Raw genomic sequence first — 15,173 nt, 5'->3', positions numbered from 1 at the left:
CGCTCGTCGTGGCCGTACCCGGGGTAGGCGTGCGAGAGATCGAAGAACTCGAACCCGGGCAGCCGCTCGGCGGCCGCGAGTGCGCGCAGGGGGGCGCCGTACTCGTCGACGTGCGGGTCGGGGACACCGATGAGGTCCGCGAAGACGTGTCCGTCGGAGCAGACGAGCACGCGCGCACCGGGCTCGTGCACGGCGGCGATCTCGGCGCGGACCCTGTCGAGGTGGTGCAGCGACAGCCGCTCCCCGGCGTCGGGGAGCCTGCCGAGCACCTTGGCCGGGTTCGGGGACTTGCAGGGGAACGCCGGTAGCACCAGCCGCAGTGGTGTACCGGCGGTGACGGCGGCCCGGATCTGGGCGCGCTGAGGGGCGAAGGCGGAGCGGTCGGGCGCCGGCTCGTCGCGCGGGGCGCGCCGGTGGCGCAACAGGATGTCGAGGACGTCCTCGACGACGGCGTCGACGCGGGTCCGGTCGGCGACCGGGTCCGGAACACAGGTGATCAACGATGCTCCGATCGGCGGGTCGCCACGGGATGGCGACGGCGTGGTGGGTGTCGGTCGGGTCAGCGGGCGTGCGACGACGCGTCGTGGGTCACGGGCAGTGCGCGGACACCGCGGCCCAGCACGGCCGGGGTCCAGTCGAGTGCGGCGGTATCGGTGGCGAACCGCATGCCGGGCAGCCGGGCGAGCAGGGTGCCCAACGCGACCTGCAGCTCGACGCGGGCCAGTGCGGCACCGGGACAGAAGTGGATGCCGTGTCCGAACGCGAGATGCGGGTTGGGGCTGCGGTCGAGCACCAGCTCGTCGGCTCGGTCGAAGCGGCTCGGGTCGCGGTTGGCCGCGCACAGCGACACGATCACCGAGTCCCCGGCGGGGACCTCGCAGCCGTGCAGATCGTCGGTCTCGGCGAGGAACCGCCAGGTGGTGAGCTCGAACGCGCTGTCGTAGCGCAGCAGCTCCTCCACCGCACGGGGCAGCCGCTCCGGGTCGGCGGCGAGGCGGTCGAGCTCGTCGGGGCGGTGCAGCAGCGCGACCAGTGCGGTGGTGATCTGGTTGGTCACCGGCTCCTGCCCGGCGACCAGCAGCTGGAACACCATGGAGTCGAGCTGCTCCGCGGTGAGGTCGCCGGCGTCGCGGGCCGCGACGAGGCGGGTGAGCAGCCCGTCGCCGGGCAGGTCACGGACGCCGTCGACGACACGGGCGATGTAGTCCTGGAGCCCGTGCAGCAGCCCTTCGTAGTGGGCGCGGCGCGGGTCGGTCGGCCCGACCGGGGCGACGACGCCGCCCCACTCCCGCCGGAACCCCGCCGCCAGCTCCTCGGGCAGCCCGATCGCCAGGGCCAGCGCGGCGAAGGGGAAGTGGGCGGCGAACCCGCCGACCAGGTCCACCGGCCCGTCGGTGACCGTCAGGTCGTTGGCGAGCCGGTCGGCGAACTCCTGCAGCCGGGGGCGCAGCTCCTCGGCTGCCCGCGGGGTGAAGGACTCGGTCACCAGCCGTCGCATGACGGTGTGGGTGGGTGGGTCCTGGTGCAGCAGGTGGACCTGCAGCTGGGAGTGCTGCGGTTCGGGCATGATCGACGCCCGGGCCCGCCACCCGTCGTTGCCCAGGCGGTGGTCCTTGCCCAGACGCCGGTCGTTCAGGGTGGCGTGGGCGGCGTCGTAGCCGGTCACCAGCCAGGCGTGCACACCGGACGGGAACGCCACCCGGTGGACCGGGCAGCGCCCGCGCAGCTCGGCGTAGAGCGGGTAGGGGTCGCGCTTGTAGTCCGGTCCGACGAGCGGGACCGGCTCGGTCTCGGGGGCGGTCATCGGGGTCCTCTCAGATCCGCAGTTCGGGACGGGCGTGCTCGAGCCACAGGGCGAGGTCGACGACCCGCTCCAGGCGCAGCCGGGTGCCCCAGTCGAGGCCCTCGGCGGGCGCGTCGAGCAGCGGGTCGATCCGGGTGCGGTCCACGACGTCGGTGACCCGCTCGGTCTCCAGGCAGGTGCGGGCGAGCTGCTGCAGCCCGGCGTTGTAGCCGGGGTCGTGGGTGGCCGGGTAGTGGTTCTTGGCCCGCCACAGCACCGACTCGGGCAGGTGCTTCGCCGCGGCGTTGCGCAGCAGCGACTTCTCCCGTCCGTCACGGGTCTGTTCGCTCCACGGGACCGAGAACGCGTACTCGACGAGACGGTGGTCGCAGTAGGGCACGCGGACCTCCAGCCCGTGCGCCATCGACAGCCGGTCCTTGCGGTGCAGGAGCTGGCGCACCCACCGGGTGAGCGACAGGTGCTGCAGCTCCCGGGAGCGGCGCTGCTCGGGTGACTCGTCGTCGTGGTGCGGGACGGCGGTGAGCGCGTCGGCGTAGGTGTCGGCGCGGAACTCGGTGATCCGCATGGCGGCGGCGAGGTCGGGGTGCAGCGGGACGGCCGCGTCGTCGCCGGTGACCAGCAACCACGGGAACGTCGCCGCGGCCCGCGGGCGCTCGGCGTGGAACCAGGGGTAGCCGCCGAAGACCTCGTCGGCGGCCTCCCCGGACAGCGCCACCGTCGAGTGCTCGCGGATCCGGCCGAACAGCAGGTAGAGCGAGGTGTCCATGTCACCGACACCGATCGGTGAGTCCCGGGCCGCGACGACGGCGCGCCGGTGTTCCAGGTCGAGCAGCGCCGCCGGGTCGAGCACGGTGACCGAGTGGTCGGTGCCGATGTGCGCCCCGGCCTCGGCCGCGTAGGGGGTGTCGTGCCCGGTACGCAGCACGTCGCCGGTGAACTCCCGCGCCTGGTCGGCGTAGTCGACCGCGTAGGAGCGCAGGACCGCGTCGGGTCCGCGGCGGTCGCGCAGCTCCGCGGCGGCGAACGCGGTCACCACCGAGGAGTCCAGCCCGCCCGAGAGCAGGCTGCAGATCTCGACATCGGCCTCCAGCCGGGACCGCGCGGCCCGCTCGACGAGCGCGGCGACCCGCTCGGCCGTCGCCTCGGAGGTGTCGGTGTGCTCGTGCAGCTCCAGCTCCCAGTAGCGGCCGGTGCGGACGCCGTCGGTGTCGGCGACCAGCCAGCCGCCCGGCTCGACCTCGTGCACGTCGGCGTAGACGCCGGGCCAGGTCGAGAACAGCAGCGAGTAGCCCTCGCGCAGGCTCTCGACGTCGACGACCGGGTCGACGCCGGGGTGGGCGAACAGCGCCTTCGGTTCGGAGCCGAACGCGACGCCGCCGGTCGGGGTCCGCGCCCAGTACAGCGGCTTGACACCGAGCCGGTCGCGGCCCAGCACGAGCCGCCCGGTCGGCTGGTCCCAGACCGCGAAGGCGAACATCCCCTCCAGCCGGTCCAGCGCGGCGATCCCCCACTCGCGGTAGGCGGCGAGGACGACCTCGGTGTCGCTGCGGGTGTCGAACCGGTGGTCGCGCGAGCGGAGCTCGGCGCGCAGCTCGTGGTGGTTGTAGACCTCGCCGGAGTAGGACAGGACGGTGCGGGTCCCCTCGCTGCCCGCGAGCATCGGCTGCACACCGCCGTCGATGTCGATCACGGCCAGGCGGCGGTGCCCGAGCGCGGCCCGCTCGTCGTGCCAGACCCCGCCCGCGTCGGGCCCGCGCGGGATCTGGGTCGCGGTCATGGCCTCGGCGATCTCCCGCAGACCCGCCGGGTCGGCGACGGGGACGGGCTCGGCCAGGCCGGCGATGCCACACATCAGGTGTTCTCCTCGGTGGTGGGACGGCCGCGGTGCCCGATCAGCAGCAACGCGGCGACGACGGCCGCGACGGCCGCGACGATCAGGGCGGGACGGGTCGCGAGCACCGTGCCCTCGGTGTTCCAGGCGAGCCCCGCGGCGGCAGGGCCGACCGCGAAACCGAGCGCGCGGGCGCACTGCACGCCGGCTCCGGCCGTCGCCATCCGCTCCCGCGCGGCCCCGGCGAGGACGAGCACCTGCGTGGGGCCGCCGTAGAGGCCGGTCCCCAGCCCGGCCAGCGCCACCCGCCAGGCGACGTCGACCGGGGTCCACTCCCCGTCGGGCAACGCGGCGAGCAGCGCGAAGCCGACCGCGGCGAGGGCGACACCCGCGACCGCCACCGCGCGCGGGGAGAAGCGGTCGGCGAGCCGCCCCGCGGGCGGCCCGGCCACGACCATCCCCAGCGGGAACGCCAGCAGCACGAACCCGGCGGCGGCGGGCCCGGAGCCCCCGGCCTGCAGTCCGACGGCGACCAGGTACGAGGCGGCCGCGAACGCCCCGGCGAGCAGCGCCACGGCCGCGGCCGGCGCGGCGCCACGCGGTCGCAGCGCCGCGGCGACCGAACGGGCCCCGGGCCGCGCACCCCACGCAGTGAGCGCAGCGACCGCGACCACGACCGCCGCGGAGACCACCGCTGTGCCGGCGAGGAGACCGGTGCCGACCGCACACACGAGTCCGAGACCGGCGACGAGCAGCGAGGCGTCGGCGATGCCCGCCCGGTCCGGCCCGGCGAGCACCCCGGCGACGATCCGCGAGCGGCGGACCAGCACGACGGCGACCAGTGACACCAGTACGGCGGGGACGAACGCGACGCGCCAGCCGACCAGCTCGATCGTCGGCCCGCCCACCGCGGGTCCCAGCACCCCGCCGACCGGTCCGGCCGTCGCGGGCACCGCCATCGCGCGGCCCCGGCGCTGCGGGGCGACCGCGGCCACCGCGAGCACCGGCATGAGCACCATCAGCACCGCGCCGCCGGCACCCTGCAGGACGCGCAGCCCGACCAGCACCGGCAGCGACGGCGCGACCACGGCCGTGAGGTTCGCGGCGGCGAAGACACCGACGGCGGTGAGCAGCGCGGGTCGCACGGCGACCCGGTCCAGCCACCGCCCCGCCGGCAGCAGCAGCGCCACGGCCGGGATCGCATACGCCAGCACGACCCACTGGACCGTCCGGGGATCGGCGCCGAATCCCTCCGCGATCCGCGGCAGGGCCACGGTGACGACGTTCATGTCGAACATCGCCGTGAACGACAGCAGGCCCGCCATCGCGACCGCGGCCCGGTCGTCACGCACCTGCCCGGCCGGCTCCGACGCCGTTCCGTCCTCGACCACTCCACCTCCGATCGCCACACCGTCGAGTGACGAGTCGTCACCACACGTGGTCGAGTTCCCGGGCGATACGGCCGAACGGCGCGATCCACGTCACACGTCGTGACGACGACCGGAGGAACTGATCGACCGCGGCCGCCGACTGGTGAGGTGTCCAGGACGAGTACGGCATGAAGGACGTGTGCGGGTGCGACGACACCGACGGACGATCACGACGGCAGTGGCCGCCCTCGCCGCCGCGGTCCTCCTGCTGGCCGGGTGCGGCAGCGGCGCACCGGCCGCCGGCCACGCAGGTCACGAGGGTGGGGACGGGGGCGGTTCGTCGGCGGGCGGTGCCGGTCATCCGGCTGCACCCCCCTGTCCCCCGACCCCGCAGCTCGCGGCCCCGCCCCGGCGCGTGGTCACGATGGACGGCGGGGCCGCCGCGATCCTGAACGAGCTCGGCCAACGTGAACGGATCGTCGGTACCGCCGCCCCGGACTTCTTCGCGACCTTCACCGGCGCCGAGCGGACCGAGCTCGACTCGATCCCGGTGCTGGACCCCGGACACGGCACCACCGAGTCGGTCGTCGCGGCGAAGCCCGACCTCGTCGTCGGGATCTCCAGCTACAGCTTCGGCGGTTTCGACGGCACCCCCTCGGTGGAGCGGCTGCGGCAGGCCGGCGCCGCCAGCCTGGTGGCCTGCGAGGACGCACGCTCGCCGGTGCAGGACATCGACGAGACCTACGCGTTCATCCGGAAGGTCGCGACCGTGTTCGGCGCACAGGAGCGGGGCACGCAGCTGGTCGACCGGATCAGGGCCCAGGTTGCCGCGGCGGCACCCGCCCCCGGCGCCGCGCCGGTCCGGGTGCTGGCGCTGTCTTCTGCCCCGCAGACCGCCCAGCCGCTGATGACCCAGGGCGGCTCCGGCCTCGCCAACGCCATCATCACCCTCGCCGGCGGGCAGAACATCGCCGCCGACCAGGACGGCGACTTCGCGAGCCTGTCCGCCGAGCAGGTCGCCGCGCTCGACCCGCAGGCGATCGTCGTGATCACCGGGTTCTCCCCGCAGAGCGACGCCGAGCTGACCGCGGCCATCCGGTCCAGTCCCGTCCTCGCCTCGACGACCGCAGTCCGCGAGAACCGGCTGGTCACCGTCCCACAGTCGATCACCCTGTCCCCCAGCGTGCTCAACGGGCAGGCCGTCGCCACGATCGCCAAGGGCATCCACGGCACCGGATGACCACCCACGACGAGACCGCGCGGACCGGCAGGCCCTCCGGAGGTCCGGGCTTAACCCTGCCGTACCCGGCTCCCGCGACCGGCGGCCTGCTCGGCCGGGTCCCGCCGGCGGCGGTGCTCGCCGGGCTGCTGCTCGCCCTGCTGGCCTCGGTCGTCGTGGCGATCGGGCTCGGCCCCGTGTCGATCCCGCCCGGCAGGGTGCTCGACGCCGTGACGGCCCACCTGGCCGGGGGCTCCTCCGGGATCGACCGGGCCGAGGACTTCATCGTCTGGGAGCTGCGTACCCCGCGGGTGCTGCTCGGCGTCGTCGTCGGGGCGGGGCTGGCCGTCGCCGGGCTGCTGGTGCAGGCGCTGGTCCGCAACCCGATCGGCGACCCCTACATCCTGGGGCTGTCGTCGGGTGCCTCGGTCGGCGCCGTCCTGGTCATCACCACGATCGGGACCGCGACGGCCGGGCTGTTCACCCTGCCCGCCGCCGCGTTCGCCGGTGCGATGCTGACCGGGGTGGGCGTCTTCGTCCTGTCCCGGGTCCGTGGACGGCTGCACGCGACCCGAATGGTGCTCGCCGGCGTCGCGGTCGGGCAGCTACTCGGTGGCGTCACCTCGTTCCTGCTGCTGCGCACCCGCAACACCGATGCCCAGCAGCAGGTCCTGTTCTGGATGCTCGGAAGCCTGGCCGGGGCCCGCTGGGACCTGCTCGGGTTGTCCGCAGCGGTGGTCGGGGTGCTGCTGGTCCCGCTGTGGTGGCAGGCGAACCGGGTCAACCTGCTCGTACTCGGCGAGGACGCGGCCTCGGCGCTCGGTACCGACCCGACCCGGCTGCGAGCGGCGCTGTTCGTCCTCACCGGGCTGCTCACCGGGGCGGTCGTCGCGGTGTCGGGCAGCATCGGGTTCGTCGGGCTGGTCGTGCCGAACCTGGCCCGGCTGCTGTTCGGCGCCGACCACCGCCGCACCCTGCCGGTGTGCGTGCTGCTCGGCGCGCTGGTCGTCGTCTGGTCCGACACCGCCGCCCGTCTCGTGCTCGCCCCGACCGAACTCCCGATCGGCATCCTCACCGCCGCGATCGGCGTGCCCTTCTTCCTCTACGTGCTGCGCCGCAGCGCGACCGGGGCGGTGGGGGTGTGAGCTCCCGGCTCGTGATCGACGGCGTCAGCGTCGGCCACGGCGGGGACCCGGTCGTGCACGACGCCACCCTGACCGTCCCCGACGGCGCGGTGCTCGCCCTCGTCGGGCCCAACGGATCGGGCAAGTCCACCCTGCTCAAGAGCCTCTACCGGGTGCTCAAGCCGCTGCGCGGGCATCTACTGCTCGGCGACGACGACCTGGCCGCGATGCCGCACCGCGACAACGCCCGCGCGGTCGGGGTGCTCTCCCAGGACGACCCCGGCGGGTTCGACTTCACCGCGTGGGAGGCCGTGATGCTCGGTCGCTCCCCGCACCTGAGCACGTTCGGGCGTCCCGGCCCCGGCGACGCCGCCGTCGTCGCCGACGCGCTGGAACGCACCGGCTGTACCGCGTTCTCCGCCCGTCCGCTGTCGGAGCTGTCCGGCGGGGAGCGCCAACGGGTGCTCCTCGCCCGCGCGCTGGCCCAGCAGCCCCGGGTCCTGGTGCTCGACGAGCCCACCAACCACCTCGACCCCCGCCACCAGCTCGGAGTCCTGCGGCTGGCCAGGGACCTCGGGATCACCGTTATCGCCGCGCTGCACTCCCTCGACCTCGCCGCCCAGTACGCCGACCTGGTCGCCGTGCTGTCCGCGGGCCGCATCGCGGCACTGGGCACACCGACCGAGGTGTTGACCCCCGGGCTGCTCGCGGCGCACTTCCGGGTCGACGGCTCGATCGTCGCGGACCCCGTGACCGGGGCGCCCCGGGTACTGCTGCGCGAGCTGGACGCCGGTCAGTCCACCTCGTGACCGCACCTGCACCGGGCGCCGTCCTGGCAGCCACAGAGGCGCACCCCGGTATACAGCCGCACGCCGCGTTGCCGAGCACGTAGAGGACCGCGCCCACCCCGGCACAGCAGGGGCGGGAGGCGCGTACCCCACCGGCGCGAGCCACCAGCAGCCCGGCCAGCAGGTCCACCCCGGACACCGGTTCCTGACACCGGAGCACCTCGCGCAGCTGCGTCAGCCGATCCGCGACCACCTGGCAGTCCGGACATCGGCGGAGATGGTCGAGAACGAAGGAGTCCTGCGGCCGGTCCTCCCCGGCGAGCGACGCGGACACTGCCTCCCGGCAACGCTCGCAACAGCTCACACCGCACAGGTCGTCCGCATCGACCGGTCGGTTCCCGGAACGCACGAGCGATGAACGGACCGTTGCCCGGCGACACCGAGGAGGCCTACCGCCGCCTCGCCGAGGCCGCCGCGGGTGCTGCGCCGGATACAGTCGCAGCACTCGCCCGAACGACCCAGCAGCAGGTCCAGACCCGCGTGGCCAGGAGGCTCCACATCAACGCGCCCAGTGGGTCATGTGATGGGCAGCTCGACCCGTAGCAGGGTCGGTCCGCCGGTCGGGCTGGACAGGGGAGTGTCCGATCAACGGTGTAACCGGCGTTGATGGATATCAGATGGTGCCGGGGACGATACGGCCTTCGAAGGTGATCGCGAACGCGTTCAGCGCCGGCTTCCACCGCATCGACCACCGGGCCCGGCCTTTCCCGGTCGGGTCCAATGAGCGGGTGACCAGGTAGAGACACTTGAGCGCGGCCTGCTCGGTTGGGAAGTGGCCTCGGGCTCGGACCGCGCGCCGGTAGCGCGCGTTGAGCGACTCGATCGCGTTGGTGCTGCAGATGACGCGGCGGATCTCGACGTCGTAGTCGAGGAAGGGCACGAACTCCGACCACGCGCGCGCCCAGAGCGCGCCGATCGCCGGATACTGGCCGACCCAGCGTTCGGCGAACTCGTCGTAGCGGGCGTTCGCGGCCGCCTCGGTGGGCGCGGTGTAGACCGGCCGCAGATCTTTGGCCATGGCTTCCCAGTCGCGGCGCGACGCGTAGCGGAAGGTGTTGCGGATCAGGTGCAGGATGCAGGTCTGGACCACCGTGGCCGGCCAGACCGTGGTGATCGCCTCGCCGAGCCCGGTCAGGCCGTCGCAGACGGCGATGCACACGTCGGCGGTGCCGCGGTTCTTGATCTCGGTGAGTACGGCCAGCCAGAACTTCGCGCCCTCCCCGCCCTCCCCGGCCCAGATCCCGAGGATGTCTCTGCGCCCGTCCACCGTGACCCCGATGACCACGTAGAACGGCCGGTTGGCGACCTTCCCGTCGCGAATCTTCACATGGATCGCGTCGATGAAGATCACCGGATAGACCGGGTCGAGCGGGCCGGTTCTGCCACTCGGTCATCTCCTCGACCACCTTGTCGGTGATCCGCGAGATCGTGTCCTTGCTGACCTTCGCGCCGTAGACCTCGTCGAAGTGCGCCGCGACCTCGCCCGTGGTCAGCCCGCGGGCGGTCAGCGACAGAACGATCTCATCGATCCCGTCCAGACGGCGTTGGCGCTTGCACACAATGGCCGGTGCGAAGCTGGCGTCCCGGTCGCGGGGCACGTCGATCTCGACCGGGCCGATCTCGGTCAGGACCGTCTTCGAGCGTGTGCCGTTGCGTGAGTTCCCGCCGTCACGCCCGGTCGGGTCGTGGTGCTCATAGCCCAGGTGCTCGGTCATCTCGGCCTCGAGCGCGGTCTCCAGGACCGTCTTCGTCAGCCCGGACAACAGGCCGCCTGGACCGACGAGCTCGACGCCCTCGGCGCGAGCGGCCTCGACGAGTTGCGGGGCCAACTGCTGCTGATCAATCCGATTCGGCACAGGCTCGATCGTGTCGGTCATGACAGCTCCTCCCGCCGAGCTGCGCTCGGCGTGTCGGACCAGTTACACCCAAGACCGGACAGTCCCGCACGACGCGACCGTGCGCCACTGTCGTCTTCGCGCTCGCGGGGGCTGAGACCGAGAAGCCGTTGCGTACTCGGATGTGTACGCGTTCGGGTACGCTGTGAGGTGTGTGGGTGCCTGAGGTGTTGTCGTTCCGGGAGTTTCGTACGGCGTTGGCGGCGACGTTGAAGCGGGTGCAGGACCCGGATGCGGAGCCCGTCTTCGTGGGTGCGCATCGCAAGCCCGAGGCGGTGGTGATGTCGGTGGCCCGTTACGAGCAGCTCGTCGGAGCGGCTCAGCGGCGCGCTGATGTCGACGAGGCGCTCGCCTCGGTGCGCGCGGAGGGCCTCGAGCCCAGCGCGCAGAGCCTGGCGTTGCTCGACGGTGTCGCGGCGGGTTCGCTGAGCACCGACGAGGCCCGTGAGCGTGTCCTGGCCCGTTACCGCCGTTGACCGGCCCGGACCCCTACCTCGACACCGGTGTCCTGCGGAACCGGCTGGGCATCTCCGACCCGGCCGAGCTCGCCCAGGCCGAGGCCGAGCTCACCGGGCGCTACGACCTGGACCACCTGCAGGATTTCCACCACTACATCTTCAGCGACCTCTACGACTGGGCCGGGCAGCTGCGCACCGTGTCCATCGGCAAGGGACAGCTGTTCTGCCTGCCCCACCACCTCGAAACCTTCGCCGACGACATCTTCACCCGCCTGCAGGCCCAGCAGGTGCTGCGCGGGCGTGACCTCGACGGCTTCGTCACCGGCCTGGCCGAACTGCTGGGCGACATCAACGCCCTGCACCCGTTCCGGGAGGGCAACGGACGCACCCAGCGGGCGTTCCTGGCCCAGCTCGCCCACGACGCGGGCTACGAGCTGCGCTGGACCACGATGGACCCGGCCGAGAACAACCGAGCCTCCGCGCTCTCGCTGGCCGGTGACAGCTCCGCCCTGCACACCATGCTCGCCCACCTCGTCAGGCCACTCCGCCAGCCACCCCAGTCACGGCCGGCCTCCACCGACAGCTGAGCAGCGCCTCCGTCTCGACGTCGGTCCGGCTTCTCGAGGGGGTGTGCCGTGTGTGCCGGAGTCGGCAAGGCGTTCCTGCCGGTGTGTCCGCCGCGTCTGGCCGAGTGGGCTGAAGAATTGTCGGTCCCCTGTCGCACACTGAGTCCGTTTCCCCGGCGCTGTGCGAGAGGATCGCGATGTCAGACCCCGTCATCGTGGCAGGAACCGCCCTGTCCCGTCAGCTGCAATCAGCATTCCGCAACGCACGCGATGCCCGCCGAATCGAGTGGGTCGAACGGGAGAACGAGGCCCTGACCGCCCTGCGGGTCCTGGCCACCTACCTCGCCTACCACCCAGGAAGCGCCACCGCCCGGGCCATCACCACCACGCTGACCGACAGTATTGATAATCCGGGGGAAGACATGTCTCTCGTAGAGCATGCACTACCCTCGGCCGCAAGTATCAATACAGCAGAGGGTGACACAGTGGCGCGAATCGAAACGGTACAGCTCATCGACGACCTCGACGGCGCGGCCGCTGATGAGACCGTCGCTTTCGCCGTCGACGGGAAGCTGTTCGAGATCGACCTCAATGCGACCAACGCCGCGACGTTCCGGGACAAGCTCGCCCCGTTCGTGTCCGCCGCACGGACCGCAGGAGGCGGCCGGGTCGCACGACGTCGCGAGGCGGCCGCGGCGGCAGGCTCGACCGAGGCTCGGCGCCACAGCCAGGCGGTGCGTGTGTGGGCGCGGGAGAACGGATACGCCGTCTCCGAGCGGGGCCGCATCCCCGCCGAGGTCGTCGAGGCCTACCGCGAACACGGCTCGGACACCTCGACGTCCGTACCGGAGAAGGCCGCGCCGACGACACGGCCACAGACCGCCCAGTTCAGCGGGTAGTCCCGCACAGGTCTATATCCGCGGTGCTCGGCCGAGGAGCCGCAACACCGTGGAGCGGTCTGCCTCCGCGTGTCTGTCGCTCATCCAGCACGCTGCACCGCTCCGCGGACGCGTGATCGCGAGCATCCCTGGCTTGTCCGACGGCTCCCAGAGCCTCAGCTCCGCACACCTACGAACAGGCCACGCCCGGTCGGCCCGCCTGGTACGTAGCGCACCGAGCATCCGGCGTCGGCCAGCGCTTCGCGGTAGGCCTGCTCCGGCCACAGGCTGAGGATCTCGATCTCGGTGAAGTCGGAGATGCCGGTCTCGTCGGCGACGACGAACCGCAACTCCATGCGGGTCTTCCCGTCGACCAGCGTGGAGTGGGAGACTCGGGTGATGGTTCGGTCCGGGCCGCGGCTGAGGTCACCGGCCACGTAACCGTCGATGAATCGCTCGGGGAACCACCAGGGCTCGATCACGAGCACACCGCCGGGCACCAGGTGCCCGGCCATCGTCGCGACGGCAGCACGCATGTCGGCGACTGTGTCGAGGTAGCCGATCGAGCAGAACATGCAGGTCACGGCGTCGAAGCGGCGATCGAGGCGGAAGGAGCGCATACCCCCGCGGTGCAGCGGGACGCCCGGGACTCGCTCGGCAGCCAGCGCGATCATCGGTTCCGCGATCTCGATGCCCTCGCAGTGCTCGACGAGCCGGCGGAACTGTTCGAGGTGGATCCCGGTCCCGCAGGCGACGTCGAGCAGGCTGGTGATCTCGGGGCGCTCGGCGGTGATTTCCGCGACGACATCGAGGGCCTCCTGCTCCCAATCCTTGCCGCGGCTACGGTAGATCGTCTCGTAGACGTCTGCGTGGTTGTCGGTGAACATCGGTACCTCCGGTCTCGGTGACGGCGGGGCGGGTGGGTCAGTCGGTCGCGGACACCGGCTCGCCGATCAGGAGCAGGACCGGTGGCGCCGGGCCGCCCGGCGCGATCCGCTCGGTCCACCAGCGGTAGTCGGGCGCGGACAGTCCCGCGGTCAGCGAGGCCAGGTCGGCGCCGTCATAGGTGCGCAGGGCTGAGACCAGCCCGTCCCACGTCACCACGAGCGGTAGTACCCCGAGGACGGTGCAGAGCAGCCGCAGAGGGGTCGGGTTTCGCAGGACGTGGCCGACGACCAGCATCGGCGCGAGCAGCGTCGCCAGCAGCGATGGCCACCGGCGTTCGGAGGACTCGGCGACGCACAGCGGTGCACGTCGGGTGAATGCGTCGGCGAGCACGGCCCGGGCCACGTCCGGCGGGAAGTGATGGAAGGCGGTGAAGACGGTGCGGATGCCGTCCTGCCCCTCGGGGACCGCGGTGGCATCGACCGGGTCGGGGTGCACGTGGGTGCGGCCATCACCGATGCGATCGCAGGCGCCCTGCAGCGCGCGACGGTTAGGGAAGCGGTCGGTGAACACCAGCTCGACCGGACCTGCGTCCTGCTGCAGCTCGGGCTTGAGGTGCTCCCACGGGCCCGACGCGCCGGAGCACAGGTCAATGACCCGCCGCTGGCCGGTCCGCCGCACCAAACCTGCCAGCACCGGCGTGACCGGCGCATAGAAGCGGTGCCGCAGGACGAGCGCTTCCTGGAGGAAGTCGGTGGTCATGTCCCGTAGCCGGCTTGGGAACCACGACTGGTCCTCGAACTCGAACAGGTGTAGTCGGGGTACGACGGAGCGCATGGGCATCCCTTTCACCGGCCAGCCTCGTCGCCGACGCTCGCAGCGCGCACTCGAGGCGCTGTCCAGGGCAAATAGACTTCTCTTGGGAAGTATCTTCTCGTGGTAGCGTAAATAGCATGAGCTCCGCACCGATCTTGGTCACCGGCGCGACCGGGGACGTCGGCAGGCGCGTGGTCACCCGCCTGTTACGTCTCGGGCATCCGGTCCGTGCCCTGGTCCGGGGCTCGGACGAATCCGGGCTACCGGCGGACGTCGAGATCCGGCGCGGGGACCTGAACGACCGCGAGGCCGTCCGGACCGCGGCGGAGGGCACCACCGCGGTCTACCTGTTCCCGGTTCCCGAGGCGGTGGACCGGGCAGCCGACGGGCTCGCCGATGCCGGCGCGCCACGGGTCGTCGTACTCTCCTCACTGCTCGCCGGCGCGGACGGCGACGTCGCTACCGGGCCGCTGCACCGGCGTTGCGAGGATGCGCTGCACGCCCGCTCATTGTCGGTCACCGCGATCCGCCCCGGCGCGTTCATGGACAACGACCTGGCCTGGGCCGGGCTGCTCGCCCGGTTCGGGGAGCTGCCGCTGGCCTGGCCGGACGTCGCCGTCGCCCCGGTCCACACTGACGACGTCGCCGCCACCGTGACCGACGCCCTCGTCGCGGTCGGAACCCCACCGGTGGTCGAGCTGACCGGCCCTGACCTGCTCAGCCCGGTCGATCGTGCCGCGATCCTGGCGCGGGCCGCAGGCCGGCCGATCCCGGTCGCGGCGACCGGACCCGACCGGGCCCGCGAGGCGCTGGCCGAGGTGCTCCCCGCAGACGTCGCGCAGGTCGCCGTCGAGGCCACCGGCTGGACCGCGGAGCACGGCCAGGTCCTGCGCCCCCGCACCCGGCCGACCGGCTACCGGCAGTGGGCCGTCGAACGGGCTCCGGAATTCGTCTGACATCCGACCGAACGCGACTCGGGAGAACCGTCCCATGACCGATCTCCGATCTGCCGGCCCGGCGAAGCCAGACCCGCGTCGCCGGACTGCCGCTGCCTTCGTTCTGGTCGCCGTGGCGATGGACATCCTGGATACGACCATCGTGATCGTCGCCCTCCCGGACATGGAACGTGACCTGGGCGCCGGCAGCACCGTCCTGCAATGGATCACCGCCGCCTACACGCTGACCTTCGCACTCACCCTGATCACGGCCGGGCGGATCGGCGATCGCATCGGTCGGCGGCTGGCCGTCCAGATCGGCATTCTCGGCTTCGTCGTCACCTCGGCGGTCTGCGCACTCGCTCCGACCGCCGAGATCCTGGTCGCGGGGCCGGGTCGCTCAGGCGCTGGCAGGGTCGCTGATCCTCACCCAGGCACTCGGATCTTCCAGGTCGAGTTCCCGGAGGCCGAGCGCCGCGGCGTCGCTCGAGTCTTCGGAGCGGTGTACTGAGGCTCGCTCGCGGTGCTGGGCCGATCCTCGGCG

General features: G+C 72.4%; 15 protein-coding genes and 1 pseudogene. 8 read left to right on the top strand and 8 right to left on the bottom strand.

The genetic code is table 11. The features are described 5' to 3' along the window. The 5 genes from KPL60_RS02875 to KPL60_RS02855 all read right to left on the bottom strand — a co-directional run. On the bottom strand, positions 1-500 hold a 500-nt coding region (locus KPL60_RS02875), incomplete at its 3' end, for an L-tyrosine/L-tryptophan isonitrile synthase family protein (protein WP_226364816.1). 59 nt (positions 501-559) lie between these two features. Further along, positions 560-1,804, bottom strand: a complete 1,245-nt coding sequence (locus KPL60_RS02870) for a cytochrome P450 (protein WP_226364815.1) — start codon at positions 1,802-1,804, stop codon at positions 560-562. A 10-nt stretch (positions 1,805-1,814) separates the two neighbouring features. Beyond that, a complete protein-coding gene (asnB, locus tag KPL60_RS02865; RefSeq protein WP_226364814.1) occupies positions 1,815-3,656 on the bottom strand; it encodes an asparagine synthase (glutamine-hydrolyzing) in 1,842 nt (613 codons plus the stop codon). Continuing rightward, the gene (locus KPL60_RS02860) at positions 3,656-5,026 is read right to left on the bottom strand and encodes an MFS transporter (RefSeq protein WP_226364813.1); all 1,371 of its coding nucleotides are present in this window, start codon (positions 5,024-5,026) and stop codon (positions 3,656-3,658) included. Before KPL60_RS02860 ends, asnB begins: the two co-directional genes overlap by 1 nt. Positions 5,027-5,063: 37 nt before the next feature. Then, the gene (locus KPL60_RS02855; protein ID WP_226364812.1) at positions 5,064-5,366 is read right to left on the bottom strand and encodes a hypothetical protein; all 303 of its coding nucleotides are present in this window, start codon (positions 5,364-5,366) and stop codon (positions 5,064-5,066) included. 63 nt (positions 5,367-5,429) lie between these two features. Between KPL60_RS02855 and KPL60_RS02850 the strand changes: the two genes are divergently transcribed. The 3 genes from KPL60_RS02850 to KPL60_RS02840 are packed head-to-tail and all read left to right on the top strand — an operon-like array spanning position 5,430 to position 8,157. Further along, complete coding sequence (locus KPL60_RS02850) at positions 5,430-6,245, top strand: ABC transporter substrate-binding protein (protein ID WP_226364811.1); 816 nt, start codon at positions 5,430-5,432, stop codon at positions 6,243-6,245. Beyond that, a complete protein-coding gene (locus KPL60_RS02845; protein ID WP_226364810.1) occupies positions 6,242-7,369 on the top strand; it encodes an iron ABC transporter permease in 1,128 nt (375 codons plus the stop codon). Before KPL60_RS02850 ends, KPL60_RS02845 begins: the two co-directional genes overlap by 4 nt. Beyond that, positions 7,366-8,157 (top strand): ABC transporter ATP-binding protein, encoded by a 792-nt coding sequence (locus KPL60_RS02840; protein ID WP_226364809.1) that lies wholly within the window; start codon positions 7,366-7,368, stop codon positions 8,155-8,157. The genes KPL60_RS02845 and KPL60_RS02840 overlap by 4 nt, the downstream gene beginning before the upstream one ends. A gap of 652 nt (positions 8,158-8,809) precedes the next feature. On the opposite strand, the pseudogene KPL60_RS02835 reads toward KPL60_RS02840, so the two are convergent. Beyond that, positions 8,810-10,073: pseudogene (locus KPL60_RS02835) on the bottom strand (IS256 family transposase). 176 nt (positions 10,074-10,249) lie between these two features. On the opposite strand from KPL60_RS02835, the gene KPL60_RS34445 reads away from it, so the two are divergent. The 3 genes from KPL60_RS34445 (at position 10,250) to KPL60_RS34440 (ending at position 12,014) form a co-directional block, all read left to right on the top strand. Beyond that, a complete protein-coding gene (locus KPL60_RS34445; protein WP_226364803.1) occupies positions 10,250-10,567 on the top strand; it encodes a type II toxin-antitoxin system Phd/YefM family antitoxin in 318 nt (105 codons plus the stop codon). Further along, positions 10,564-11,136, top strand: a complete 573-nt coding sequence (locus KPL60_RS02825; protein ID WP_226364804.1) for a Fic family protein — start codon at positions 10,564-10,566, stop codon at positions 11,134-11,136. Before KPL60_RS34445 ends, KPL60_RS02825 begins: the two co-directional genes overlap by 4 nt. A gap of 176 nt (positions 11,137-11,312) precedes the next feature. Further along, complete coding sequence (locus tag KPL60_RS34440) at positions 11,313-12,014, top strand: Lsr2 family protein (RefSeq protein ID WP_308016632.1); 702 nt, start codon at positions 11,313-11,315, stop codon at positions 12,012-12,014. 155 nt (positions 12,015-12,169) lie between these two features. Here KPL60_RS34440 and KPL60_RS02815 read toward each other — a convergent pair whose 3' ends face one another. Together KPL60_RS02815 and KPL60_RS02810 are read right to left on the bottom strand one after the other, a co-directional pair. Next, positions 12,170-12,880, bottom strand: coding sequence for a class I SAM-dependent methyltransferase (locus KPL60_RS02815; protein ID WP_226364808.1), 711 nt, complete (start codon positions 12,878-12,880; stop codon positions 12,170-12,172). Between the two features lie 37 nt (positions 12,881-12,917). Next, entirely contained in the window at positions 12,918-13,640 is a 723-nt protein-coding gene (locus KPL60_RS02810) for a hypothetical protein (protein WP_226364807.1), read from the bottom strand. A gap of 191 nt (positions 13,641-13,831) precedes the next feature. Between KPL60_RS02810 and KPL60_RS02805 the strand changes: the two genes are divergently transcribed. Both KPL60_RS02805 and KPL60_RS02800 read left to right on the top strand, forming a co-directional pair. Further along, positions 13,832-14,650 carry an SDR family oxidoreductase gene (locus KPL60_RS02805; protein ID WP_226364806.1) on the top strand — a complete coding sequence of 273 codons (819 nt, stop codon included), beginning with the start codon at positions 13,832-13,834 and terminating at the stop codon, positions 14,648-14,650. Between the two features lie 34 nt (positions 14,651-14,684). After that, complete coding sequence (locus tag KPL60_RS02800; RefSeq protein WP_226364805.1) at positions 14,685-15,140, top strand: MFS transporter; 456 nt, start codon at positions 14,685-14,687, stop codon at positions 15,138-15,140. Positions 15,141-15,173 lie beyond the last annotated feature (33 nt).

The organism is Pseudonocardia sp. ICBG162, assembly GCF_020496225.1.
Taxonomy (GTDB): domain Bacteria; phylum Actinomycetota; class Actinomycetes; order Mycobacteriales; family Pseudonocardiaceae; genus Pseudonocardia; species Pseudonocardia alni.
The sequence above is the reverse complement of the archived record's forward strand: the minus strand, read 5'-3'. Positions and strand labels throughout refer to the sequence as shown.

Excerpts from the sequence above, each read along its gene's own strand:
- KPL60_RS02850 (WP_226364811.1), top strand. The coding sequence starts at position 5,430 with ATGGACGGCGGGGCCGCCGCGATCCTGAACGAGCTCGGCCAACGTGAA.
- KPL60_RS02870 (WP_226364815.1), bottom strand. The coding sequence starts at position 1,804 with ATGACCGCCCCCGAGACCGAGCCGGTCCCGCTCGTCGGACCGGACTAC.
- KPL60_RS34440 (WP_308016632.1), top strand. The coding sequence starts at position 11,313 with ATGTCAGACCCCGTCATCGTGGCAGGAACCGCCCTGTCCCGTCAGCTG.
- KPL60_RS02800 (WP_226364805.1), top strand. The coding sequence starts at position 14,685 with ATGACCGATCTCCGATCTGCCGGCCCGGCGAAGCCAGACCCGCGTCGC.
- KPL60_RS02810 (WP_226364807.1), bottom strand. The coding sequence starts at position 13,640 with ATGACCACCGACTTCCTCCAGGAAGCGCTCGTCCTGCGGCACCGCTTC.
- KPL60_RS02815 (WP_226364808.1), bottom strand. The coding sequence starts at position 12,880 with ATGTTCACCGACAACCACGCAGACGTCTACGAGACGATCTACCGTAGC.
- KPL60_RS02845 (WP_226364810.1), top strand. The coding sequence starts at position 6,242 with ATGACCACCCACGACGAGACCGCGCGGACCGGCAGGCCCTCCGGAGGT.
- asnB (WP_226364814.1), bottom strand. The coding sequence starts at position 3,656 with ATGTGTGGCATCGCCGGCCTGGCCGAGCCCGTCCCCGTCGCCGACCCG.
- KPL60_RS02805 (WP_226364806.1), top strand. The coding sequence starts at position 13,832 with ATGAGCTCCGCACCGATCTTGGTCACCGGCGCGACCGGGGACGTCGGC.
- KPL60_RS02855 (WP_226364812.1), bottom strand. The coding sequence starts at position 5,366 with ATGACCGGCACCGCCCGCCGACGAACCGCCCCCGTCCCCACCCTCGTG.